Origin of the sequence: Pseudomonas sp. MF4836 (assembly GCF_002018875.1) — a bacterium.
Taxonomy (GTDB): Bacteria; Pseudomonadota; Gammaproteobacteria; order Pseudomonadales; family Pseudomonadaceae; genus Aquipseudomonas.
In genome coordinates, this window is sequence record NZ_MVOL01000002.1 from 215,366 (window position 1) to 239,505 (window position 24,140).

The 24,140-nt window shown below is 59.5% G+C and carries 20 protein-coding genes; 15 read left to right on the forward strand and 5 right to left on the reverse strand.

Annotation, left to right across the window (positions count from 1 at the left end; all coding sequences use genetic code 11):
* Nucleotides 1–5: 5 nt before the first annotated feature.
* From MF4836_RS04385 to MF4836_RS04430, 10 genes are all read left to right on the forward strand, one after another.
* Complete coding sequence (locus tag MF4836_RS04385) at nucleotides 6–1,616, forward strand: ABC transporter substrate-binding protein (protein ID WP_078469323.1); 1,611 nt, start codon at nucleotides 6–8, stop codon at nucleotides 1,614–1,616.
* 62 nt (nucleotides 1,617–1,678) lie between these two features.
* Complete coding sequence (locus MF4836_RS04390) at nucleotides 1,679–2,596, forward strand: ABC transporter permease (RefSeq protein WP_020299860.1); 918 nt, start codon at nucleotides 1,679–1,681, stop codon at nucleotides 2,594–2,596.
* Between the two features lie 11 nt (nucleotides 2,597–2,607).
* Nucleotides 2,608–3,447, forward strand: coding sequence for an ABC transporter ATP-binding protein (locus tag MF4836_RS04395; protein WP_078469324.1), 840 nt, complete (start codon nucleotides 2,608–2,610; stop codon nucleotides 3,445–3,447).
* A gap of 10 nt (nucleotides 3,448–3,457) precedes the next feature.
* Nucleotides 3,458–4,234 (forward strand): ABC transporter ATP-binding protein, encoded by a 777-nt coding sequence (locus MF4836_RS04400; protein ID WP_043230485.1) that lies wholly within the window; start codon nucleotides 3,458–3,460, stop codon nucleotides 4,232–4,234.
* 217 nt (nucleotides 4,235–4,451) lie between these two features.
* Nucleotides 4,452–5,363 carry a 5-dehydro-4-deoxyglucarate dehydratase gene (kdgD, locus tag MF4836_RS04405; protein ID WP_078469325.1) on the forward strand — a complete coding sequence of 304 codons (912 nt, stop codon included), beginning with the start codon at nucleotides 4,452–4,454 and terminating at the stop codon, nucleotides 5,361–5,363.
* Between the two features lie 85 nt (nucleotides 5,364–5,448).
* Nucleotides 5,449–7,062 carry a methyl-accepting chemotaxis protein gene (locus tag MF4836_RS04410; RefSeq protein ID WP_238596125.1) on the forward strand — a complete coding sequence of 538 codons (1,614 nt, stop codon included), beginning with the start codon at nucleotides 5,449–5,451 and terminating at the stop codon, nucleotides 7,060–7,062.
* A gap of 29 nt (nucleotides 7,063–7,091) precedes the next feature.
* Nucleotides 7,092–7,460 carry a 5-carboxymethyl-2-hydroxymuconate Delta-isomerase gene (locus MF4836_RS04415; RefSeq protein ID WP_078469327.1) on the forward strand — a complete coding sequence of 123 codons (369 nt, stop codon included), beginning with the start codon at nucleotides 7,092–7,094 and terminating at the stop codon, nucleotides 7,458–7,460.
* A gap of 54 nt (nucleotides 7,461–7,514) precedes the next feature.
* A complete protein-coding gene (locus MF4836_RS04420) occupies nucleotides 7,515–9,332 on the forward strand; it encodes a glycosyl hydrolase family 28 protein (protein ID WP_078469687.1) in 1,818 nt (605 codons plus the stop codon).
* Between the two features lie 154 nt (nucleotides 9,333–9,486).
* The gene (locus MF4836_RS04425) at nucleotides 9,487–9,765 is read left to right on the forward strand and encodes a ribbon-helix-helix domain-containing protein (RefSeq protein ID WP_078469328.1); all 279 of its coding nucleotides are present in this window, start codon (nucleotides 9,487–9,489) and stop codon (nucleotides 9,763–9,765) included.
* On the forward strand, nucleotides 9,765–10,079 hold the full coding sequence (locus MF4836_RS04430; protein WP_078469329.1) for a type II toxin-antitoxin system RelE/ParE family toxin: 315 nt from the start codon (nucleotides 9,765–9,767) through the stop codon (nucleotides 10,077–10,079). Before MF4836_RS04425 ends, MF4836_RS04430 begins: the two co-directional genes overlap by 1 nt.
* A 128-nt stretch (nucleotides 10,080–10,207) precedes the next feature.
* On the opposite strand, the gene MF4836_RS04435 is transcribed toward MF4836_RS04430, so the two are convergent.
* The 4 genes from MF4836_RS04435 to MF4836_RS04450 all read right to left on the reverse strand — a co-directional run bounded on the left by MF4836_RS04435 (nucleotide 10,208) and on the right by MF4836_RS04450 (nucleotide 14,827).
* Nucleotides 10,208–12,619: a TonB-dependent siderophore receptor gene (locus tag MF4836_RS04435; RefSeq protein WP_078469330.1), complete on the reverse strand. Its 2,412-nt coding sequence runs from the start codon at nucleotides 12,617–12,619 to the stop codon at nucleotides 10,208–10,210.
* Nucleotides 12,620–12,731: 112 nt separating this feature from the next.
* Complete coding sequence (locus MF4836_RS04440; RefSeq protein WP_078469331.1) at nucleotides 12,732–13,679, reverse strand: FecR domain-containing protein; 948 nt, start codon at nucleotides 13,677–13,679, stop codon at nucleotides 12,732–12,734.
* The gene (locus MF4836_RS04445; protein ID WP_078469332.1) at nucleotides 13,679–14,179 is read right to left on the reverse strand and encodes a sigma-70 family RNA polymerase sigma factor; all 501 of its coding nucleotides are present in this window, start codon (nucleotides 14,177–14,179) and stop codon (nucleotides 13,679–13,681) included. Before MF4836_RS04445 ends, MF4836_RS04440 begins: the two co-directional genes overlap by 1 nt.
* A 210-nt stretch (nucleotides 14,180–14,389) precedes the next feature.
* A complete protein-coding gene (locus MF4836_RS04450) occupies nucleotides 14,390–14,827 on the reverse strand; it encodes an Lrp/AsnC family transcriptional regulator (RefSeq protein ID WP_020299869.1) in 438 nt (145 codons plus the stop codon).
* Between the two features lie 140 nt (nucleotides 14,828–14,967).
* On the opposite strand from MF4836_RS04450, the gene MF4836_RS04455 reads away from it, so the two are divergent.
* From MF4836_RS04455 to MF4836_RS04475, 5 genes are all read left to right on the forward strand, one after another.
* Nucleotides 14,968–18,015, forward strand: a complete 3,048-nt coding sequence (locus MF4836_RS04455; protein ID WP_078469333.1) for an aminotransferase class III-fold pyridoxal phosphate-dependent enzyme — start codon at nucleotides 14,968–14,970, stop codon at nucleotides 18,013–18,015.
* A 260-nt stretch (nucleotides 18,016–18,275) separates the two neighbouring features.
* A complete protein-coding gene (locus tag MF4836_RS04460; RefSeq protein WP_078469334.1) occupies nucleotides 18,276–19,064 on the forward strand; it encodes an ABC transporter substrate-binding protein in 789 nt (262 codons plus the stop codon).
* A 63-nt stretch (nucleotides 19,065–19,127) separates the two neighbouring features.
* The gene (locus tag MF4836_RS04465) at nucleotides 19,128–19,775 is read left to right on the forward strand and encodes an amino acid ABC transporter permease (protein WP_078469335.1); all 648 of its coding nucleotides are present in this window, start codon (nucleotides 19,128–19,130) and stop codon (nucleotides 19,773–19,775) included.
* A gap of 9 nt (nucleotides 19,776–19,784) precedes the next feature.
* On the forward strand, nucleotides 19,785–20,444 hold the full coding sequence (locus MF4836_RS04470; RefSeq protein WP_078469336.1) for an amino acid ABC transporter permease: 660 nt from the start codon (nucleotides 19,785–19,787) through the stop codon (nucleotides 20,442–20,444).
* On the forward strand, nucleotides 20,441–21,208 hold the full coding sequence (locus tag MF4836_RS04475; RefSeq protein ID WP_078469337.1) for an amino acid ABC transporter ATP-binding protein: 768 nt from the start codon (nucleotides 20,441–20,443) through the stop codon (nucleotides 21,206–21,208). Before MF4836_RS04470 ends, MF4836_RS04475 begins: the two co-directional genes overlap by 4 nt.
* 791 nt (nucleotides 21,209–21,999) lie before the next feature.
* On the opposite strand, the gene MF4836_RS04480 is transcribed toward MF4836_RS04475, so the two are convergent.
* Nucleotides 22,000–24,114: an alpha-ketoglutarate-dependent dioxygenase AlkB gene (locus tag MF4836_RS04480; protein ID WP_202971955.1), complete on the reverse strand. Its 2,115-nt coding sequence runs from the start codon at nucleotides 24,112–24,114 to the stop codon at nucleotides 22,000–22,002.
* Nucleotides 24,115–24,140 lie beyond the last annotated feature (26 nt).

A 24,140-nucleotide genomic window follows, 5' to 3' on the forward strand; every position in this document is an offset into this window, starting at 1 on the left:
CTTGAATGAAAACTGCATTTTCCAAACTGCACCTGGGCCTGCTGGCGGCGGTCCTGGCCCTGGGGCCGATGGCCGTGGTGAACGCCAAGACGCCGAACGACCAACTGATCGTCGGCATGAGCATGGTCAACCTGTTCTCCATCGACCCGGCCAATGCCCCGGGCCTGGATGCCTCGGGGGTCAACGCCAACCTCTACGACACCCTGGTCAAGCGCGACCACGGCAACCCGGAAAAACACCTGCCGCAACTGGCCGAGCGCTGGGACATCAGCGAAGACGGCAAGCAGGTGACGTTCCACCTGCGCCAGGACGTGAAGTTCCACTCCGGCAACCCGTTGACCGCTGAAGACGTGGCCTGGTCGCTGTACCGGGTGATGAAGCTGAACTTCGGCCTGGCCACCACCTGGAAGGCCTACGGCTACAGCGTCGACAATATTCAGTCGCTGATCCGTGCCAGCGATGCCCACACCCTGGTCATCGACCTGCCGCAAGTCATGGACCCACTGTTGCTGATCGACTCCCTGGCGATTTCCCCAAGCGCTGTGGTGGTGGATCGCAAGACTGCCCTGGCCCACGAGAAAAACGGCGACCTGGGCGCCGGCTGGCTGGTGACCAACGAGGCCGGCAGCGGTCCGTTCGTGCTCACCAAGTGGAGTGCCAACGACTCGCTGCTGCTGACCCGTTTCGACGGTTACTGGAATGGCGCGGCCAAGCTCAAGCGCGTGGTGGTGCGGCACATGACCGAGTCCCAATCACTGCGCCTGATGCTTGAGCGCGGCGACCTCGACCTGGCCTATGGCATGGCCGCGCCGGACATCCGCGCCATCGATGGCTCGGAGAAAATCCAGGTCCAGTCCCTGCAGCGCGGCACCATGTATTACGTGGCCATGAGCATGAAACAGCCCGAGTTCGCCAAGCCCAAGGTGCGCGAAGCGGTGCGCAACCTGATCGACTACAAGGGCCTGGACGAGCAGGTGATGCCTTACTACGGCAAGCTCAACCAGCAGCCGATGCAGCTGAGCCTGGAGGCACGCCTGCCGGATCCGGGTTACCACATGGACGTGGCCAAGGCCAAGAAACTGCTGGCCGAAGCCGGTTACCCCGAAGGCTTCAGCACCACCATCCGCACCTTGTCCGAGCCGCCCTTCATCGACATCGCCGCGCGCCTGCAGGCGACCCTGGCCGAAGGCGGGATCAAGGCCAGCATCGTCACCGGCACCGGCAACCAGGTGTATGGCGCGATGCGCGCGCGCAACTTCGACATCATCGTCGCCCGCGGTGCCGAGCGTTACCCGCACCCGTATTTCAGCCTGCGCACCTTTGCCTACAACCCCAACAACAGCGATGACGCCGGCCTGCCCAACTTCCAGGGCTGGCGTGCCTCGTTCTTCAGCCCGGAGCTCAACAGCCTGATCGACAAGGTGGGTATCGAGCGCGACGGTGCCCAGCGCCTGAGCCTGTACCACCAGGCGCAGAAGCTCTACGACCAGCAGGTGGGCCCGATCATGATGATTTCCCAGATGACCGACACCGTGGTCAGCGCTTCCGACGTCAAGGGCTTCGACGGCGATGACGCCGAAGCCACCCGTTACCTGGGTGTCTACAAGCAACGCTGAGTGCCACCCGGGGCGCCTGCGGGCGCATCGGGTGATCCTGATTTCGAACCGAGAACATGCCGATGATTGCCAACATGTCTTCTACCGATTCCACCGCCAAACGCCAGAGCGAGCGGGCCCCCGGGTCCAGCTTCGATGCCTTGTGCAAAAGCGGCCTGCGGGTCCTGCGCCACCTGCTGCGCAACCCCATGACCCTGGCCGGTTTGCTGGTCGCACTGCTGCTGATCGTGGTCGCGGCCTTCGCCCCTTGGATCGCCACCCATGACCCGGTCGCGCAGAACCTGGCCAGCGCCCTGCAGGCACCGGGCGCCGCCCACTGGTTCGGTACCGATGAGTACGGTCGGGATATCTTCAGCCGGCTGGTCTATGGCTCGCGCATCACGCTGTACATCATCACCCTGGTGACTGTGATCGTCGGCCCGATCGGGCTGTTTATCGGCACTGTCTCGGGCTACTACGGCGGCGTGGTGGACACGGTGTTCATGCGCCTGACCGACATCTTCATTTCCTTCCCCAGCCTGGTGCTGGCGCTGGCCTTTATCGCCGCCCTGGGCCCTGGCCTGGAGCATGCGGTGGTGGCGATTGCCCTGACCTCCTGGCCACCGATTGCACGCCTGGCGCGGGCGGAAACCCTGTCCCTGCGCAACGCCGATTTTGTGGTGGCGGTGGAGCTGCAAGGCGCTTCGTCGTCGCGCATCATCCTGCGGCACATCGTGCCGATGTGCATGTCGTCGGTGATCATCCGCCTGACCATGAACATGGCCGGGATCATCCTGACCGCCGCCGCCCTGGGCTTTCTCGGCCTGGGTGCCCAGGCGCCGTCGCCGGAGTGGGGCGCGATGATTTCCACGGGTCGGCGCTACATGCTCGAGTGCTGGTGGCTGGTGGCCGTACCGGGTGCGGCGATCATGCTGGTCAGCCTGGCATTCAACCTGTTGGGCGATGGCCTGCGGGACATCCTCGATCCGCGTAGCGAGTAACCGGAGGCTCCATGTCCGACATCAAACTGAACGTCGAAGGGCTCAATGTGCGCTTCGTCAGTGGCAAGAAAGAAATGCACGCCGTGCGTGATGTGTCCTTCACCCTGGGCCGGGAAAAACTGGCCATTGTCGGCGAGTCCGGCTCGGGTAAATCCACCGTCGGCCGCAGTCTGCTCAAGCTGCACCCGGCGAGCGCCAAAATCACCGCCCAGACCCTGCGCTTTGGCGATGTCGACCTGCTTTCGGCCAGTGAAAAGGCCATGCAGAAGATCCGCGGCCAGCGCATCTCGATGATCATGCAAGACCCCAAATACTCGCTCAACCCGGTGGTCAAGGTCGGCGACCAGATTGCCGAGGCCTACCTGGCCCACCACAAGGCCAGCCGCAGCGACGCTCGCGAGCGGGTGATGGAGATGCTGGAAAAGGTCCATATCCGCGACCCGAAGCGGGTCTACAACCTGTACCCCCATGAAGTCTCCGGCGGCATGGGGCAGCGCATCATGATCGCGATGATGGTCATCACCCGGCCCGAGGTGATCATCGCCGACGAGCCGACCTCGGCCCTCGATGTCTCGGTGCGCCAGCAGGTGCTCAGCGTGCTCGAAGAGCTGGTGGAGCAGCAGGAGCTGGGGCTGATTTTCGTCAGCCACGACCTGAACCTGGTGCGCAATTACTGTGACCGGGTGCTGGTGATGTACGCCGGGCGCGTGGTCGAGTCCCTGGCGGCCTGCGACCTGCAGTACGCCGAGCATCCCTATACCCGTGGCCTGCTGGCTGCCCTGCCGAGCATGGACAACCGCCGCGAGCGCCTGCCGGTGCTGCAGCGCGATCCGCTCTGGCTGACTTCTTGAGGAACCGACCATGCCCATGATCCAAGCCCATTCGCTGAACCTCAGTTTTGGCGCCGGCCCGGCCCTCAACCAGGTGCTGCATGACGTCAACCTCAGCGTCGCCGATGGCGAATCCTTCGGCCTGGTGGGGGAGTCCGGCTCGGGCAAGACCACCGTCCTGCGCTGCCTGGCCGGGCAGTACCGGCACTGGAGCGGCGAGCTGAGCATTGCCGGCGCGCCGTTGCAGCACAAGATCCCCAAGGAGCACTTTCGCAAGGTGCAGATGGTGTTCCAGGATCCCTACGGTTCCCTGCACCCGCGCCACACCATCGACACCGCGTTGCGTGAGCCGCTGATCATCCACGGCATCGCCGACAAGGACGACCGGATCAACGAAATTCTGCTCAAGGTCGGCCTCAACGAGAGTTTTCGCTATCGCTATCCGCACCAGTTGTCCGGTGGCCAGCGCCAGCGCGTGGCGATTGCCCGGGCGCTGATTCTCGAACCCCGGGTGCTGTTGCTGGATGAGCCGACCTCGGCCCTGGATGTGTCGGTGCAGGCAGAGATCCTCAACCTGCTGGCGGACCTGCGTCAGCGCGAGAAACTCACTTACCTGATGGTGACCCACGACCTGGGGGTGGTGACCCACCTGTGTGATCGGGTGGCGGTGATGCAGCAGGGCAAGATCGTCGAACTGCTCGACAGCCAGGCCCTGAGCCAGGACCTGGCAAGCCATGCCTATACGCGGATGCTGGTGCAGGCCAGTCGCGATTTCAGCCGCGAATCCGAACGGCAACTCGCCGGTTGAGGAGGGCGCTGGCAGCGGTATTGTTATCGTACAACTATAAAAGGGCTCTGCTCCGCTATCCCATGGGTTTTTCGGGGTAAGGCCCTTTATCTATAGGGTTTTTACTTGCGGTTACATAGCCAGGACGTTTTTGTCGTGGTCCTTTTCAAATTTTAGTTGTACGATGACGTACCTCTTAAGGTATTTCATTCACTTTCCGGCTCGAGGTTTGCGAACCATGACTCCACAAGAACTAAAATCCGTCCTGTCTTCCGGCTTGCTGTCGTTCCCCATCACTGACTTCGACGCGAAAGGCGACTTCCGCGCCGACACCTACGCCCGCCGCCTGGAGTGGCTGGCCCCGTACGGTGCCAGTGCTCTGTTCGCCGCGGGCGGCACCGGTGAGTTCTTCTCCCTGGAACCCACCGAGTACACCCAGATCATCAAAACCGCAGTCGACACCTGCAGAGGCCAGGTGCCGATCCTCGCCGGCGCCGGCGGCCCGACTCGTCAAGCCATCGCCTATGCCCAGGAAGCCGAGCGCCTGGGCGCGGCCGGCATCCTGCTGATGCCGCACTACCTCACCGAAGCCAGCCAGAAGGGCCTGGTGGCTCACGTTGAGCAGGTCTGCAACTCGGTGGACTTCGGTGTCGTGGTCTACAACCGCAACCTGTGCCGGCTCAACGCCGAAAGCCTGGAAATCCTCGCAGAGCGTTGCCCGAACCTGATCGGTTTCAAGGACGGCATCGGCGAAGTCGAGTCGATGGTCTCGATCCGCCGCCGCCTGGGCGAGCGCCTGACCTACCTTGGCGGCCTGCCGACCGCAGAGGTCTATGCCGCGGCCTACAAGGCCCTGGGCGTGCCGGTGTATTCCTCGGCGGTGTTCAACTTCATCCCGAAAACCGCCATGGACTTCTACAAGGCGGTGGCCGCTGACGACCACCAAACCGTGGGCCGCCTGATCGATGATTTCTTCCTGCCGTACCTGGCCATTCGCAACCGTTGCGAAGGCTATGGCGTGAGCATCGTCAAGGCCGGCGCACGCCTGGTCGGGCATGACGCGGGCCCGGTGCGCGCACCGCTGACCGACCTGCTGCCGGACGAAGTGGAGCAACTGGGCGCGCTGATCCAGAAACTCGGCGCCCAGTAAGGCGGTTGCCTGCGGCGCTGTCGGGGCGCCGCAGGACCTCGATCAAGCACCGGGTGGGCCGGGTACAACGCAACAGGGACGCGTTATGAAGCTGCATCATCGACTCACGCTTATGGTCATCTGCACCGTGCTCGGCCTGCTGTTGATTGCCGGGTTCGGCTTGAGCGCCCTGCGCTCGAACATGCTGGAAAACAAACGCAGCGAAATCTACACCGTGCTCAATCTGGCCGCGCAGCAAGTGGCGTATTACCAGGAGCAGGAACAACGCGGCATCCTCAGCCGCGACGCCGCGCAGGCCAAGGCCATCGAAGCCCTGTCTAGCCTGCGCGATGGCAAGAAGACCTACCTCTGGGCCCGCACCGTGGACGCCCTGGGCCTGGTCCATCCCAACCCCGAGGTGATCGGCAAGGTCGACGTCGGCGTGACTCTGGCCGACGGTAGAACCAAGTGGCAGGGCTATCTGGACGGTTTGAAAAACACTCGGTTCGCCTACTTCGACGACCTGGCCAAATACCCGGGCGCCGAACAAGCGGTGCCAAAAATCAACGGCATCACCCAAATCGACGGCTGGAACTGGCTGGTGGGTTTCGGCATTTTTGTCGACGACATCGATGCCGCATTCTGGCGCCTGGCCTGGCAGTTTCTCGGGGTCGGCCTATTGGTGGTGCTGGTGACCACGGCGTTGGCCTTGAGCATGTCCCGAGGCATTTATCGCAGCCTTGGCGGCGAGCCGACCTATGCCACCGAGGTGGCGCGGGCGATCGCGGCCGGTGACCTGAGCCGCGCGGTCACCGGGCGCTTCGGCCCGCAGAGCCTGCTGGCGGCGGTGGCGACCATGCAGACCAGTCTGCGGGAAATGATCGTCGGCATCCACAACGGCTCCGGCCTGCTGGGCGAAGCGGCCAGTGGCCTGACCGGGCAGATGCGCCAGATCGACAGCGCCTCCCAGCAGACCTCGGAAGCCACCACCGCCACGGCGGCGGCCATCGAGCAGATGTCGGTCACCATCGATCATATTTCTTCGAGTGCCCGCGAGACCGAAGCCAACTCCGCGCGTTCGGCGCAACTGGCGGCCGATGGCGAGCAACTGGTGCACCAGGCGGCGGGGGCGATCCAGCAAGTGTCGGCCCAGGTCGAGGACGCCTCGGTGCGCATCGCCGGGCTGGTCAAGCGCACCCATGAGATCGACGGCATCGCCAGCGCCATCAGCGACATCGCCAGCCAGACCAACCTGCTGGCGCTGAATGCCGCCATCGAGGCGGCGCGGGCCGGAGAGCAGGGCCGGGGCTTTGCGGTGGTGGCCGATGAAGTGCGGCACCTGGCCCAGCGCACCGCGCTGGCGACCCAGGACATCACCCGCATGATCAATTCGATCCAGGTCGACACCGGCTCGGTGGTCGAGGGCATGACCGCCGTCACGCCCCAGGTGGCGATTGGCGTGGCCCTGGCCGAGCAGGCCGCCAACGCTCTGCGCGAGATCAATCGCGGGGCCTCGCTGACCCTGGTCCAGGTGCGCGAAGTGGCCAGCTCCACCGCCGAACAAAGCCAGGCCAGCGCCAGCGTGGCGCAGAACATCGAGAGCATCGCCAACCGCGTCGAAGACTCGGCGGCGTCGGTGCGTGCGGCCCACGGCAACGTGCATTCCCTGGAACGCCTGGCGGATGAACTGCGCGAATCCGTGGCGCGCTTTCGGCTTTGACACCCCTGACCCCTGAAAGGAGATCCGCCATGCCCCATTGCATCATCGATTGCCCGGTTGCCCTGGCCCAGCGCGTCGGCGAACAGACCCTACTGGCCGCCGTGCATGACGCCCTCGATGCCTTCGGCGTATTCAAGCCGGGGGACATCAAGGTGCGCCTCAACGGCTGCAGCCATTACCGCTGCGGCGCAACCCAGGACGACTTCGTGCACGTGGCGCTGTACCTGTTCGCCGGGCGCAGCGCCGAGCAACAACGCAGCCTCGCCTCGGCGACCTTGGCCGCCCTGGTAGCCTTGCTGCCCGAGGTCGAGGCGCTGTCCATGGATGTGAGGGAAATGCCGCGCGAGACGTTCGTCAACCGCAGCCAATACCTCGAAGAAGCCGGGCGCTCGGCCTGAACCCAACGGTTCAGCCACCCCGGCGTGATGACTGGCAAAAACAAGGAAAACAACATGCCGTATCAAAACCCTGCTGTCGCTCTGCCCAAACGCCCCCTGGCACGCGCTGTCGTCGCTGCCCTCACGCTGGGCTGCAGCCTGCCGCTGTGGGCCCTGCAAGCACCGAGCAAGGTGCAAGTGCCGACCCTGGCCTTTGATGACCAGCAGATCATCCTGGTCTGGGAAAAGCCCGCGGACCACGCCGCGATCAAGGATTACCGGGTCTACGTCAATGGCACCCTGCTGGGCAGCGCCAATGGCAACAACGACAGCGTATCGCCGGCCAAGCCCTACATCGACCGCTTCTACGAGCAGGACCCGGCCAACTTCCACTACCGCATCGCCATCCACAGCTTCACCGCCCAGGGCCTGAAGCCCGACACCCAGTACCGTTTCACCGTGCGTTCGGTCGACGGCCATGGCAAGGAGTCCGCCGACAGCCCGGCCGTGGTGCAGCGCACCAGCCAAGTCCCGGCCCTGTTCGATGTCAAAAAATACGGCGCCAAGGGCGATGGCAGCAGCCTCGACACCCTGGCAATCCAGAACGCCATCGACGCCTGCACGGCCGGCTGCAAAGTGCTGCTGCCCAAGGGCACCTACAAAAGCGGCGCGCTCTACCTCAAGAGCAACATGACCCTGGAAATCGCCGAGGGCGCGACCCTGCTTGGCTCCGAGCGTGCCGAAGACTATCCGCTGGCGGGTTACATCCAGTATCCGTACTCGACCACCGTGCGCCCGGCCTCGCTGATCAATGCCTTGCCGCGTGATCCGAAACAGCACCAGACCTTCGAAAACATCCGCATCGTCGGCAAGGGCACCATCGACGGCAACGGCTGGAAGCGCCAGGCCGACGTCAAGGACGAACTGGGCCGGCCGCTGCCGTTCTACCTGCCCAGCGACAACACCCGCTACATGCAGGACGGCATCCTGGCCAAGGCCCAGGTCGAGCAAGCCGTGGCCCGGGGCCTGAACGTCAAGGACGCCTACGGCCAGATGCGCTCGTCGCTGATCACCCTGCGCAACGTGAAGAATGTGTTCTACGGCGGCTTCACCGTGCTCAACCCGGCGTACCACGGGATCATGAACCTGGAAACCGAAAACGTGGTCATGGCCAACACCACCCACAAGACCTACGACGCCAATAACGGCGACGGCATCGAATTCGCCAACAGCAAGGGGGCGATGGTGTTCAACAACTTCTTCGACACCGGCGATGACTGCGTCAACTTCGCCGCCGGCACCGGGGCCGAAGCGGTGAAGCAAAAGCCCCAGGAAGATGCGTGGATCTTCAACAACTTCTTCCGCAAGGGCCACGGCATGGTGGTCGCCGGCAGCCATACCGGTGCCTGGATCCAGAACATCCTGGCTGAAGACAACGTCTCCGACGGCACCGATGCCGGCCTGCGCATGAAGAGCACCAACTTCATGGACGGTGGTGCGCGCAACGTGGTCTTCCGCGATTCGGCGATCCGCAACACGGTCAAGCAAGCCTTTATCTTCACCCTCGACTACAACGACCCCAACGCCAAACTCGACTACACCAAATCCACCGTGCCCGGGCAGTTCAAAGACATTCGGGTCAGCGACGTCAGCGTCGAGAACGCCAAACTGGCCGCCATCGAAGTCAAGGGTGAAGGCAAGAACAACGCCTACCACCAAGGCCTGACCTTCGAGCGCGTACGCTTCAGCGGCACTGCCAAAGCCAAGATCGACGGCCTCAAGGACTCCCGCTTCGACACCCTGCGCTTCACCCAGACCGGTGGCGCCAACCCTTGGCAAATCAGCGACAGCCCGGGCTTGACCTTCAAGGATGTGGAGCCTGCGCCGTTGTAGGGCTCAAATCACCCACCCATAAAAAACCGCCTGTGAAGGCGGTTTTTTGTGCTGCTACTTCAGTGAAAAGCCACGTGGCAATTGGTCCGAACGGTCGTGTGCATGTTTTCAGGATCTAGTAGGATTAAATCCTATTCCATCCGGAAGCCTCATCATGCGCACCACTCAACAATTTAGTATCACGCTGCCCAGCCAGATGGCCGATGTGGTCAAGGCCAAGGTGGCCTCAGGTGAATATGCCACTGAAAGCGAAGTGATTCGGGACGGCCTGCGGGCGCTGCTGGCTCGCGACCGCGCCTTGGATAACTGGTTGGTTGGCCAGGTTGGTCCGGCTTATGACGCTTTGAAAGCTGACCCTGAAAGTGCACTCAGCGTTGAGCAAGTACGCGCTCGTTTACTGGCCGAGCATCAGGCCACCCTTGCTAAACCGTAATGACCTACACCGTGCAGTTCGCCCCGCAGTCCCTGGAGCAGTTGGCAGCACTCTATGGTTACCTTGCCGCCGAGGCTTCGCCGCAGATTGCCCTGCGCTACACCGACGCTATCGTTAGCCACTGTGAAAAATTACGTACGTTCCCGCGGCGAGGAAACTTGCGCGAGGATATACGCCCAGGCCTGCGTATCACCCACTACCGCAAGCGGGCAGTGATTGCCTTTACGGTGGATGAGGAGAAGGTTTTCATCCTGGGGATTTTTTATGGTGGGCAAGACTTCGAGACGGCGTTGCAAGGGAATGTGGATGAATAGAGCAGCCTGCAAGATTAAGCCCCGCAACGACTACCCACTACTGCCTTGACCCAGAAACAAGAGCTTGGATAGCCGATTTGTGATGCGGCCAGGCAATGCTCCACCCACTGCCTGGCCCATCGCGGCCCTTAGAAATCCCAGCGGGTAGTGACCATCACATTGCGCGGGTCGCCGTAGTAGGCCGAGGTGTAGAAGCCGATGTTGGTGTAGTACACCTTGTCGAACAGGTTGTTGACGTTGAGGGTCGCCGACAGGTTTTCCGTGAGCTGGTAGCGGGCCATCAGGTCCACCAGCCAGTACGGGTCCTGGGTGAACTCTTCGGAGCGTCGCTTGCCGCTGTTGTAGAGCGTCTGCCAGCCAGCGCTCTGCCAGCGTGCGCCGCCACCGAGGGTGAGTTTGTCCAGGCTGCCCTTGAGCTTGTAGCTGGTGTAGAAGCTGACCTGGTCTTCCGGCTCCCAGGTCGAGACTTTTTCGTTCTCGGCGTCGCGGGCGATCTTGTGGGTGTAGCCCGCCTGCAACTGCCAACCGGGGCTGAGTTCGCCGGAGATTTCCGCTTCATAGCCTTTGGTCTTGGTCTCGGTGCCCACATAGGCGCGGTCGTTGCCCGGAATCGAGTTGAACAGCGTGTCGGCCAGCGGTCGATTTTTTTCATGCACTTCGAAATAGGCGAGGCTGGTATTCAGGCGGCCGTCGAAGAACTCGCCCTTGAGACCAAATTCATAGTTTTTGCCTTCGTTGGGCTCCAGCATCTTGCCGTTACGGTCCTCGTATTCGGTATGGGGCTGGAAGATCTCGGTGTAGCTGGCATAGGTGGAGAAGTTGTCGTTGAGGTCGTACACCAGGCCGGCATAGGGGATCACCTTGCCGCTTTCCTGGCTGTCACGGGTGCCGGTGACCTGGTAGTTGGCGATCCGCGCGCCGAGCAACAGGTGCAGCTCATCCATCAGGCTGAAGCGCCCGGTGATGTATGAGCCGGTCTGGCGTGTGGTCAGGTCATTGATCTTGGTCGGCTGGTTCCACAGGGGTTCGATGGCTTCGCCGTGCCATTGGTAGAAGTCGTAGGCGTTGTCGATGAAGGTCGGCCTGCCGTAATCCTTGCCCTTCCACTTGGAAATGGACAGCGACTGGCCTACCACCAACTGGTGCTCGCGGCCGAGCAATTCGAAGGGCCCCGAGGCATAGACATCCAGGCTGTCGGCGGTGGTTTCGCCGGTGTACTTCTGCGCCCAGATCGAACTTTCGGTGGCGCTGTCCTGGGAAATGTAGCCCAGAGGCGAGTCGTAGCCGTTGATCTGATGGTTGTACTGGCCCTTGGTCACCCAGCCGTTGGCAAAGCTGTGTTCGAGGGTGGCGAAGGCGGTGCGGCTGTATTGGGCCCATGAGCTCCATTTCGGGCCGTTGTTGAATGAGCGCGGCAGGTCCAGGCGATTGCCAACGGCATCGTAGACGGTGCGGGAGCCGGTCCAGCTGGAGCCTTTCGGATCGCTGTCCTGATAGTCGGCGCCCAGGGTCAGCAGGGTGTCTTCGTCCAGGTCGACTTCGAGGATGCCGTAGTACACGCCGGTCTTGCGTGAGTAGTGGTCGAGGAAGGATTTCTTGTCCTGGTAGGCCGCCACTGCCCGGCCGCGTACGTTACCGGTTTCGGTCAAGGGGCCGCTGACGTCGATCTGGGTGCGGTAGTTGTCCCAGGTGCCGGCACCGAGTTCGATGTTGCCCTGGAACTCGGCGGTCGGCTTCTTGCGAATCAGGTTGATGGTGCCGCCGGCGCCACCCGCGCCGGTGAGCAAGCCGGTGGCGCCCTTGAGCACTTCGACGCGGTCATAAATGGCCATGTCGGTGAGGGTCTGGCCCGCCGAGTACTGGGTGTCACGCAGGGTTGGAATGCCATCGTACTGAAAGTTGACGATGGAGAAACCGCGGGAATAGTAGTTGGTGCGCTCGGAGTCGTAGGTCGAGACGGTGATGCCCGGGGTGTGGCGCATCACGTCATCAATGGCATTGAGCCCGAAATCATCCATGACCTGGCGGGTCACCACCGAAATCGATTGCGGGGTTTCCCGTGGGGTCAACACCAGGCGCGTGGCGGTGGCGATGGTGCCCGGGGTGTAGGACCCGGTGCCTTCGGTCACGGTGCCCAACTGGTTGGCGATAACCTCGGTGGAGCCCAGCTCCAGAGCGCCCTCGGTCTTGATCGCGACCAGCACATAGCCGCCGTTGCTCTGCCGTTGGGCCTGCAATCCGCTGTTGGCAAGCAGGCGCTGCAGACCGTCGTCGACGCTGTACGAGCCTTTGAGGCCGGCGGTGTTGAGGTGGCGGGCCTGTTCGGTGTCGAAGGAAATGGTCACCCCTGCCTGCACGCCAAATTGAGTCAGGGCCTCACCCAGCGGGCCGGCGGCGATCTGGTACCCCGCCTGGCTCTGGGCCAGGGCGGGAACAGGCGTCAGCGCCAGTCCGGACAGGCTCGCGAAGCTCAGGCCAAAGAGGGCCAGGCGCACTGCGCGAGGCAGCGAGGTCCGGGCGTAGAGGGGAAACTGGGACATTAAATGATCCTTCCGTTGTCATGGCAGAAAGGCGCTGTAATCGCGGCTTGTGTCATGGACGGATGAGAATCGAAATCAGCAAGGTCGACCGCCGGATATTTTCAAATGGCTCTCAGGCCGGCTCGATACTGGCCCAGTAACGGGTCAGGTAGCGCACTTTTACCGGCAGGGTCTTGCTCAGGTTTTGCAGCACGGTATCGGTGTCGTCGAAGCGGAAGGCTCCGGAAATGCGCAGGCCCTGAACCGATGCCGCGCAGCGCAATACGCCCGGGCGATACCGGCCCAGCTCCTGGATAAAATCCCCCAGGCGCCAGTCGTTCACGCTCAGCATGCCCTGGACCCAGGCGGTGGAGGCCGGGGGTAAAAGGCCAGGCGCCTGGACGTGATCACGATCGAACGTGACCTGCTGCCCGGCCTCCAGGCGCAGAGCGCGCTCGACATGCTGACGCGGCCCCACTTCCACCGCCGCCTGCAATACGCCGACTCGCGTCTGCTCGTCCAGTTGGCGCACGCTGAACTGGGTGCCAAGTGCGCGGATGCGGCCTTCAGCGGTCTGCACGATAAAGGGCCGTTGGGCGGGGTCCTTGGCGGTCTGCACCAGGATTTCACCACGGTGCAGCTGGATCAACCGCTGCTCTGGGTCGAAGCGGATATCGATTGCAGTGTCGGCGTTCAGCTCCAGTTGCGAGCCATCGTCCAGGAGCAGCGAACGACGCTCACCCAGGCCGGTGCGTTGCTGAGCGAGCATCGAGCGATACGGCACCTGTTCGACTGCCAGCCAGTTGCACCCGCCGACGGCCAGCAACATGCCGAGCATTTTCAACACGTCCCGGCGCTGCGCCCCGGCCGCACCAAGGCTGGAGAGCGCTGCCTGCCTGGGCATCATCGACCATTGCTGTTGCAGTGTTTCGACGCGCGCCCAAGCCGCCGCGTGCTGCGGGCTGGATTGCAACCAGAGCTGCCAGGCCCGGGTTCGCGCCTCGTTGACCGTGCCGTCATTGAGCTGCACATACCAGGTGGCGGCGGCTTCAAGGGTCTTGAGGTCCGGGGCAGCAGGCATCAGTTCTCGACCAGCAGCAGGCAGCGGGTCATGGCGCGAATCAGGTGATTCTTGACCGTGGTCACCGACACCCCAAAACGCTCAGCGGCGGCAATGTAGGTCAGCCCCTCAAGCTGCACCGCGAGGAAAATCTCCCGGGTGCGGGTGCCCAGTTCATCGAGCAGGCTATCGACCGCCACCAGCATCTCGATGATCGACAGGCGAACCTCCGGCGACACGTCAACCGGCTCCGGCCTCTGGGCCAGTGCGTACAGATACGCCTGCTCAATGGTGCGGCGACGGGACTTGTCGATCAGCAGCGAACGGGCAATGGCGCTGAGGTAACTGCGCGGCTCGCGGATCGGCGCGTCGTTGCGGGCCGTCATCACCCGCAGGAAGGTGTCCTGCGCCAGGTCCGAAGCATCGGCAGCATTGCCCAGCCGTACGCGCAGCCAGCTTTTCAGCCAACTGTTGTGTTCGCTGTACAGCCGATGAAGAGCTGAATGATCAAGCGCCGACATGAGGGTTTCACCAGTGCGTAAATGGTAATCGCTCGCATTGTCGTGATGGGAGGGTATTTATGCAAGGGGGCGTTCGGGCAGCCGACGATGGGTGGACCAACGCCAGCTCAGGGCACGTGGCGGCGACGTGCCCGGCGCTCATCATGTGAAGGCGGTGTTGGCGGGTTGCGGTGGCGTTCGAAAAAGCGCGGTTGCGGCTTTTGCCGTGAGTCAGGACTGGCGATCAATATCGCGCCGCAGAACGACCGCGGTGGTGATGTCCTCAACGGACTCGTGACTGGCTACGGCATCCCTGACTCGATTCAGGTCATCGATGGTGCGTGATTCGACCTCAATCACCAGGTCGAGCTGGCCACTGACCGAAGAAATGCGCCGCACCTGGGAGTTCTGCGCCAACAGGTCCAGCAGGCCCATGGCAGGGGTGCGTTTGAGACTCACAAGGAGGATGGCGCGAATCACATTGGCATCGATTTCGCCGATATCCGCTCGGTAGCCTCTGATCACGCCATTGCGTTCAAGGTTGATCACCCGCTCGCTGGTAGCGCTTCTTGAAAGCCCGATTCTGGCTGCCAGAGCCTTCAGCGCAATGCGCGCCTCTTTGGACAGAATTTCGAGTATTTCGCGATCTTTCGTGTCCAGGTCGCGCATGAGAACTCCCCCCGTTGTGCTACCGAATTTGTGCCGGTCGATTCCGACAATATGCAGGCCAAAGCCGACCGCATACTTACTGTCCTCCCCTATTTCGCATGCCAAGCTATCTGAAAAAAATGGCTTGGAAAACAATTACTATGACGAACCTTTCCCACCCCGCCCCTCAGTTCTCGATGAGGGATGCCGAAGCGCTGGCTGAACAGCTTTACAACGTTACTGCTACGGCATCGCCTCTGGACGGTGAGCGAGACCGCAACTATCGGTTGAAGACAGGCAGCGATGCGGGGTGGATTCTGAAAGTCGTCAATTCGACCGAGCCACGGGTTGAAAGCGAACTGCAGACGGCCATTCTCAGTCATCTCGCCAGTAACAGCCCCGAGCTTGCGGTGCCCTTGCTCAAGAAAAGCCTCACAGGGGATTTCCTGGCCTCGGCAGTGGCACCCTCTGGCGAAACCCATGCGGTGCGCCTGGTCAGTTGGTTGCACGGAACACCGCTGGCCGAGGTCACGCGCACGTTCGAGCTGATGCGCAGCCTGGGTCGATCGTTCGGTGATATGGATCGGGCCCTTCAGGGTTTCATGCACCCGGGCGCGATACGTTATCTCGACTGGGACTTGCGTCACGCCGCACGGTCCAGATCACGCCTGCATTTCGTGGAAGACCCTGGCAGAAGGGCGATTCTGGAACGCTTCATTGACCGGTTCGAAAACACCGTTCAACCCAGGCTTTCGCGATTGCGCACCCAGGTCATTCACAACGATGGCAATGACTGGAATGTCCTCGTCGATCCCCAGGACCATCAGACAGTCTCCGGCATCATCGATTTTGGCGATGCGGTCCATACGGTGCTCATTGCCGAAGTAGCCATCACCTGCGCCTACTCCATTCTCGACATGGAAGATCCGATCGGCGCGGCCGCCGCGCTCACTGCCGGCTTCCATGAGACGTATCCGCTTCAGGCGCAGGAGCTGGACGTCCTCTTCACCCTCATTGCCATGCGCCTGGTCACAAGCGTCACCTTGTCGGCCTCACGCTACGACCGGACCCAAGACAATCCCTACCTTGCCATCAGCGAAGCGCCGGCCTGGCGCCTGCTGGAAAAAATGGACCGCATGAACCCGCGACTGGCAACGGCGATCCTGCGCAAGGCCTGCGGGTTTGACGCGATCGAAGGTGCTGGGGCGGTTCGCCGCTGGGTGGCCGAAAACAGGCAGTCATTCGCGGATATCGTGCGCCCATCGGCGGCGACCCTGAACAAGGTGATTGTTCCGTTCGCAGATGCCTCCCACGTGATGACCATCGCTTCAGCCGAGCAGCGCCCAGCAGAGGCCACCCAGTGGTGGAATGATTTCTCTGCCGAGCACAAGGTGCCGCTGGGTATCGGGCCATGGGGCGAAGAGCGGACCATCTACACCGACACGGCGTTTGAATCGCGATTCATCGAAGGTCAGCGGCGGATCATTCACGTCGGTGTCGACTTGATCATGCCGGCTGGAACGCCTCTGTATACCCCCGTCGCCGGCGTGGTGCAAAGCGTCGAGGTCGAGCTTGAGCCGCTTGGCTACGGCGGTTTGATCATGCTCGAACACGCGCCTGAAGGCTGTCCGCCGTTCCTGACCTTGTGGGGGCACATGGCGCACGAAGCCATGGCGCGGCTGAAGCCCGGGGACCGTCTTGAGGCCGGCGCGCTGGTTGGATACATGGGGGCGGATACGGAGAATGGCGGCTGGATCCCCCATGTGCATTTCCAGATGTCCACCGACACCCAGCTCAAGGCGAGCGAGTTCATCGGCGTAGGCGAGCGGGCTTACCTTGACGTATGGGCCGACGTTTTTCCCGATGCATCGGTTCTGGCCGGGATTCCTCCGGAAACCTACAGCCAGGAGGGGCGGACCAAGGCCGAAATCGTGGCGAAGCGTAAGGAATTGTTGCTTCCCAACTTGTCGATTTCCTATTCAGACCCGATCAAATTCGTGCGCGGCGATGGGGTCTGGTTGATCGACAACTTTGGCCGGGCGTATCTGGATTGCTTCAACAATGTCTGCCATCTCGGCCACTCTCATCCCGATGTGGTGCAGGCGCTTTCGCGTCAGGCTGCGCAACTGAATACCAACACGCGTTACCTCCACGACACCATTGTGGAGTACGCCGAGCGGCTCACCGCGACCCTGCCTGAAGGCTTGGCAGTCGCCTCCTTCGGGTGTTCCGGAAGTGAAGCAAACAGCCTCATGCTGCGCATGGCGCGCAATCACACGGGCCGCAACGACGCCATCGTGCTGGACTGGGCTTACCACGGCACCACACAGGAGCTGATTGATCTCAGCCCCTACAAATATAAACGCAAAGCCGGTAAAGGCCGTGCAGAGCATGTGTTTGAGGCGACCGTCCCGGACACCTACCGTGGCGTCGAACACTGGCCGTTCGAGGAGCTTGGCAAGCGTTTCGCTGAAAGTGTGGCGCAGCAGATCGAGACCATGCGCAAGCAGGGCAGGTCCCCGGCGTTCTTTCTGGCAGAGTCCATTCCCAGTGTCGCCGGGCAACTGTTCTTCCCGGAAAACTACTTGAAAGAAGTCTATGCAATGGTTCGTGCAGAAGGCGGTCTTTGCCTGGCTGACGAAGTCCAGGTTGGCTTTGGTCGAGTGGGCAGCCACTGGTGGGCCTTTGAAACCCAAGGCGTCGTGCCCGATGCAGTGTCCATGGGCAAACCCATTGGCAATGGGCACCCCATGTCGGCGGTGGTCACCACGCGCGAGATTGCAGACAGCTTCAACAACGGCATGGAGTACTTCAATACCTTTGCCGGCAGCCCGGTTTCATGTGCCGTAGGGCTCAGCGTGCTCGATGTGATTGAGCGCGATAACTTGAAACTCAACGCCCTGACAGTTGGCAATTATTTGCTCGATGGCTTTCGCAAACTGCAACAGCGATACGACGCCATTGGCGACGTACGCGGCCTGGGCCTGTTCCTGGGGATTGAGCTTGTCACGGACCGCAAAAGCAAATTTCCAGCCACGCAACTGGCCAGGAAAGTAGCCGATGGTGCCCGGGAGCGAGGCATTTTGATCGGCACTGAAGGCCCCCATGACAATGTGCTGAAAATGCGCCCATCGATGATTTTCAGTCAAAAAAATGCGGACTTTTTGCTTGAGGTCCTGGACGAAAGCTTCAAGGCTGCGCTCCAGTAAGTCGTGGCGCCGGTGGGCGTGTGGCAAGAGGCGGAGGTGGAATGGCCTGCTGGGTTTTGTCGCACGCTGTCCGCGCTTTGGCGCAGCACGCAAGACAAGCGCCGTGCCTGGCCGGCATAGTGTCGGCCAACTCCGGCAATGTGTCCGGCAGGCTGACACCTTGCCTGGTGCTTTCCACAATTGCCTATGCAAAGCTTTTCCTGAAGGCTGGGTGAAGAGCCCCAAAAAAATAAATAATAATTCTTCAGAGGTGCCATCCAATGCTAACCAGAACGCTCAAGGGTCTGATTGTCGCATCCACCGTGGCGGCCGCAGCGCTACTTTCCTTCACCGCTGCTCAGGCGGACGACTTGAAGTCGATCCAGGAATCCAAAGAGATTCGCATTGCAATGAGCGGTCAATATTCCCCCTTCAGCTTTGCCAACGAGCAGAACCAGATTGTCGGATTCGACGCCTCCATCAGTGAGGCCCTGGCTGAGCGGATGGGCGTGAAAGTGACGATCATCACCACCCCGTTCGACGGAATAATTGCCGGCCTCCTGGCAAAAAAATACGACGCCATCATCGCCTCCATGACCATCACCCCGGAACGCCTGAGGGCAGTGGATTTCGCGGGGCCCTACTACCACGCCGGCCGCACGATCGTGGTGAAGGAGGATTCGGCGATCCAAAGCCTGGATGATCTGAAAGATGTAACTGTTGGCGTCACGCTGGGGGACGCTCACGACAAATGGGCCAGGGCACGCGGCAACCTGAAGGTGAGAACCTATAAAGGCCTTCCGGAAATGCTGGTCGACCTGGAAGCCGGGCGTATCAACGCGCTGGTGATGGACAGCGTTCCAGTGCTGGTCGCGGTCAAGGAAACAGGGCAGAAAGTGCGCATCATCACGCCTCCGGAAAGCGATGGCGGCATTGAAGGCATGGGCATTGCGCTACGCAAAAATAACCCCGAGCTCAAGGCGACGGTGCAGAAGGCGCTTGACGAGATGCTCGCCGATGGCAGCTACGAAAAGATCTCGATGAAGTGGATTGGCAAAGATATCCGCTGATTCATCTTCAGTCTGGCCCGGTTTATTCGCGGGTCAGTCAACCTGACTTTTCCGAGCGTTCCCATGGATCTGACACTCATACAGCGCACACTCCCATTCTTTCTGGAAGCGGCCTGGACTACGGTGCAAATCTCCGTACTTGCACTTCTATTGGGGTTCCTGATCGCAATTGTGCTGGTGGCCATGAGGTTGTCCGGCGTTTTCATAGCTCGATGCCTGGCAAGAGTCTACATAAGCATCTTTCGCGGGACGCCCTGCCTGGTTCAGCTGTTCATCATCTACTTTGGCGGACCCCAAATCGGACTCGAATTGGAGCCGTTTTCGGCGGGGGTGATCGGCCTGGGCCTGAACATCGCGGCGTACATGGCGGAATCGATTCGTGGTGCCATCGTCAACGTCGATCCGGGTCAGGTAGAAGCTGCGCGTTCAATCGGCTTCGGCAAAGGCCAGACCTTATGGCTGGTCACCTTGCCTCAAACGGCAAAGTTGATGATAAGGCCGCTGGGCGTAAATGCGGTCGCGCTTATAAAAGGCTCCGCATTAGTGTCAACCATATCCGTGGTTGAACTCTCCTATACCGCGCAGCGCTTTATCAGCTCAACCTACAAACCTTTTGAAATTTTTGCGGTGTCGGCAGTTCTTTATATTGCGATGGTCTACACGGTCAGATTGATTGTTGACTACCTCGATAATCGCTTCGCGGCAAGGTGAGACTCTTCAATGCAAAGCCTCGATCTAAGCATAGTTGCACCCTACTCTGAACTGCTGGCGACAGGCTTGTGGTGGACCGTTGTATTGTTTCTAAGCTCCAGCGTGTTAAGCCTGATGTTGGGAGTGGTGTTTGCACTTATCGTTCTTTATGCGCCCAAGGTCGCTGCTCTTCCGGTGCGTTTTATCACCTGGCTGCTGATGGGCACGCCGCTCCTTCTACAGCTGTACGTGATTTATTACGGCCTGGTACAAGTGGGGATTGATATCCCGGCCCTGGTGGCAGGCATCATTGGCCTGAGCCTGCACTTCGCTGTCTACAATGCCGACGTGATTCGTGCCGGGGTCATGTCCGTGGACCCTGGCCAGATTGAAGGCGCCAGGTCCATTGGCCTCAGCCGCGGTCAGACCCAGCGTTACGTGATTGTGCCGCAAGCACTTCGCAGCACCATTGCGCCCCTTGGAAACAACCTGATCGTGCTGTTAAAGGACACCTCCCTGGTGTCCATCATCGGTATTGCAGAGTTGGTCTATAGCGCTCAGCGTGCAGTCAGCGAGACATACAGCCCCTTTGAGTTTTATCTGACCGTTGGGGTTATTTATTATGCGGTCAATCTTGTTCTGGAAGCCGGTCTGCACCTTCTCGAAAATAAGGTAGAGATGTCACGATGATCACAGAAAAGTCCATGATTGAGGTTAAAGGCGCTCGCAAGTCCTATGGCGCCATTGAAGTTCTCAAAGGCATCGATCTTTCCGTCTCTCGCGGACAAATCATCGCCATTATCGGCCCCAGTGGCTCGGGCAAAAGCACACTGTTACGTTCAATCAATCAACTTGAAGTACTGAACGACGGTGAGATTTGGCTAGAGGGTGAACAGGTCAATCGCCCCTTGAAAGGCCGCGCGTTTGAACAGCATATCAATGCGGTGCGTCAGCAAATGGGCATGGTGTTTCAACACTTCAATCTGTTTCCGCATCTGACCGTGTATGAAAACATTGCCCTGGGTCCGATAAAGCTCAAAGGGTTTAGTAAAAAAGCATCGCGTGAGTTGGCGATGGAGTACTTGTCAAAAGTTGGACTGGCCAACAAGTTCGATGAGTACCCCTCTCGGCTATCGGGTGGGCAGAAGCAGCGCGTTGCCATTGCACGGGCACTGGCGATGCAACCCAAAGTCATGCTGTTCGATGAGGCCACATCGGCGCTGGATCCCGAGCTTGTCGAAGAGGTCAACTTGGTCATGAAGCAACTTGCTGCAGAGCACATGACCATGTTGATCGTCACCCATGAAATGCGCTTTGCCGGCGAAGTGGCAGACCGGATCATCTTTATGGACGGTGGCGTAGTGGTGGAGGAGGGCGCGCCGGGAGAGATCCTGAAAAACCCTGTTCACGAACGAACCCGGTCGTTCTTGAAAAAGCATCTGCACGATAGATAAGTCGCGCCGGATACAAGGGGTGTGGCGTATCGATCGGGCAATTGAAGCAGAAGCCGTGGGCAGCGCCGCCAGGTCCCTGCCTTCCCGGGACTGCCCGGCGTTCGCCATCCGCAGGATGCCAACCAGAATCGATCATTCACGGCGTAGAGCTCTTGCTGTCCCGCCATGGTGTCCGATCAGGTTGCACGGTCAGAGCCAGAAGAACCGCCAGTAACTCCATTAGCGACACGCAGTCGAGAGCCGGGGAGCGAACGGGGAAATTTTTGACTTTCAGGGGCGGCAAAACAAAAAAGGCCCACCTTTCGGTGAGCCTTTTTCGTTGTTCTGTATGGTGCGGCACCAGACGTACGGTATGTTTCGGGGGAGGCTAGATTTTCTGCGGATCTGGAAGTCAGTAGAAGATTCGGTATACCCCAACTAGTAACTATAAACAAATCAGCTAGTTATGGTGCTTAGTGGAATCGAATCGGGGATTTATAAAGTATAAGTACGCTGTCGGCTGTACCTAAATCAGGGAGCCCTGCAGATTCGAAGGTCTCCCACGCACTGCCGTCATAGTATGAAACGCAGGCATTAATGAGCGCCGAAAAATCGTTACTGGGGGCGCGGTTGCGCCTGCATCATGTCGGGTTATCAGGCCCTGTCACTGAATTGGCAGCGACGGAAGGAGGTTTGCACCTGAGGTATAAATCATTATGCCTGTCAAAAAAACGTTTTTCGAAGAACTTTTTTGACCGATCCAGGAAGCAACCCACCGACTGATTTTCTGGGCAGTAGGCTGGCTTTTGAAATCAGCTAATGTCAACTTTTCGAAAGGTCAAAGATATCCGCCTACCTCGAAGTTGTTTTCCCTCAGTTTTCCGCTGTGGAATTTCGTGCGTCCAGTCGTACCTTGAGGATCCGTTCATGCATGCAGCGCTTCGACGCGGTAATAGCATTTCATATTTCTCGTTGCGGCGACGGAATATCATTGACCAAGTTTCATTTAGGCTTATGGTTACGATAGTTCCTCTAAAACAACCTGGACAATCTACGTGTTTGCTGATGCCTTGTCCTTCGATATATTCGTTGACAATTACCTGATCAGGTTTTTCAGAAACTAATCCGTGATCTACTAGGCGGGATGCCAAATTATCTGCCCACTCTGGCAAAGGCCCTAGATAAGAAGAAGGTTGGATAGAGCGCGAGCGATAATCGTATTTCCATCCATAATGCTGGACGCGTCGACGGAGGTCTCCTAGCCAATCGCTACTGTCAACGAGATTGATAAGTTTTTGTTCCTCATCTGTGCTGATAAATTCAGGAGTAAGACTTAAGCCCTCTGGGTTGCTATGGTTAGTTGATACTTCAGCTTGGATCTCTCGTGGAGGATCTGTTAGCCTTTCTGAAATGGAGCTTGAAGCAATCCAATTTTTGAAGCGCAAAACATCCAATGCGCGAGTTGCTTTAACATGTCCGATATCAATCAGTACTTTGCCTCTAGCGCTTACAGTCTTATTTTCAGAATTCACCGTCAGCCTGCCGCTACCACTGTAGGCGATGGTCAAATCTGTGATATCTACATAGGAGCGCAGGGCTTCGGGATATTGTCTTTCTGCGATGTCCTGAGCTATCTGTAATACATTTGAATTCTCATAATCGGCAGAAAACCAAAGACCTCGACTGCTGAGGGGGCGATCAATAATCACATCCTCACCAATCTTCAACCGTACGTTTGTCTGCTTGATATCTAGTTCTAGGGGAGATGATGTCGCACCCCATGATGGAAAATTCTTCGGTTTTTTTTCCGAGCGTTGCCATATTTGTAAGGCTGCAAGTCTAGAGGCAGCGAGGCCGCCGCGAAAACGGATGTCTAGATTACGATAGCCTACAATCAATCCGCTGAGGATCGCGGCGGACCACCAAACAGCTGGTGGAATACTACGTAGATCGTTTTTCCAAGTGATAAATTGTTCAGGCTTAGGGCGTAACAGTACTAGTTGTAGAGCCAACCCTAGTGGATCTCGTTGCGATAGTGCTGAGTCGATGACACCGCGGTCGTCTAAAATCGCAGCGGTATCCAAAAGTAAGGAGTCTAAAGATTCTGGATCTACACCAAAAGTACGCGCTTTATCACATATTGACTCTAGGAGTTCGCTAGATTGCCAAGATTCCCGAATATTGCATTGCATGAAGACCTCAAGCATTGCACGCCAGAGCAGAGTATCTCGTGAGTCGCTTTCGCTGATCATCGTGAAGCACACCCAAGGAGCTTTTTCGAGCCAAGGCGCCCAAGGCATTGGTGTGGATTTCGTTTCGCCGAACCACTCGCTGGCCTTTACAAGCCACGGGGTGATCTTTGGAACTGCCCACAGAGCCATTGCGGCGGCGCCACGCAGAGCGTTCCAATACTCAGGAGGTTGCAGTGGGTATTTCGGGGTCTTTTCCTTCAGATCTCGTGGGTGTAATCCGGAGTGCTCTTCTATAAATATTTCTTGTTCCGGCAGTGCTAAGTTTGCAAAGCCTTGCGCCATACCTTGTAGGCGCACCTTCTGATCCTGCGAAGTAACCGAGAAGTGAGTAATTGCAAAAAGCGGAACTGGGCCAGGCCAAACCAGTTGTTTATCCTTAGGTTTTAGAGTGCCTAAGGCTGCATTGACCCATTCACTCTTACGCCAGATCATGACTTTCGCGTCGCTGGGCAGCTTTTGAGGATCGACCCAGGCAAGCACCTCTATTCGATCATCAGCTATAGGTGTCTGCACTGGTTGGTCTATACCAACTCGGACCCAAACTAAATCTCTTCTTATGGGCCACCACTCCTCAGCCAGCAAGCTAAGCCAAGCCCGATGGTCCATTGAGAAAGCAAGCCTCATAGGCGCAGCAGGTGTCGTTTCTGCCGAGTGCGGCTCACTTTCGAACTGCAAGGGTAAGGTCAAGCTGGGCTGCGATG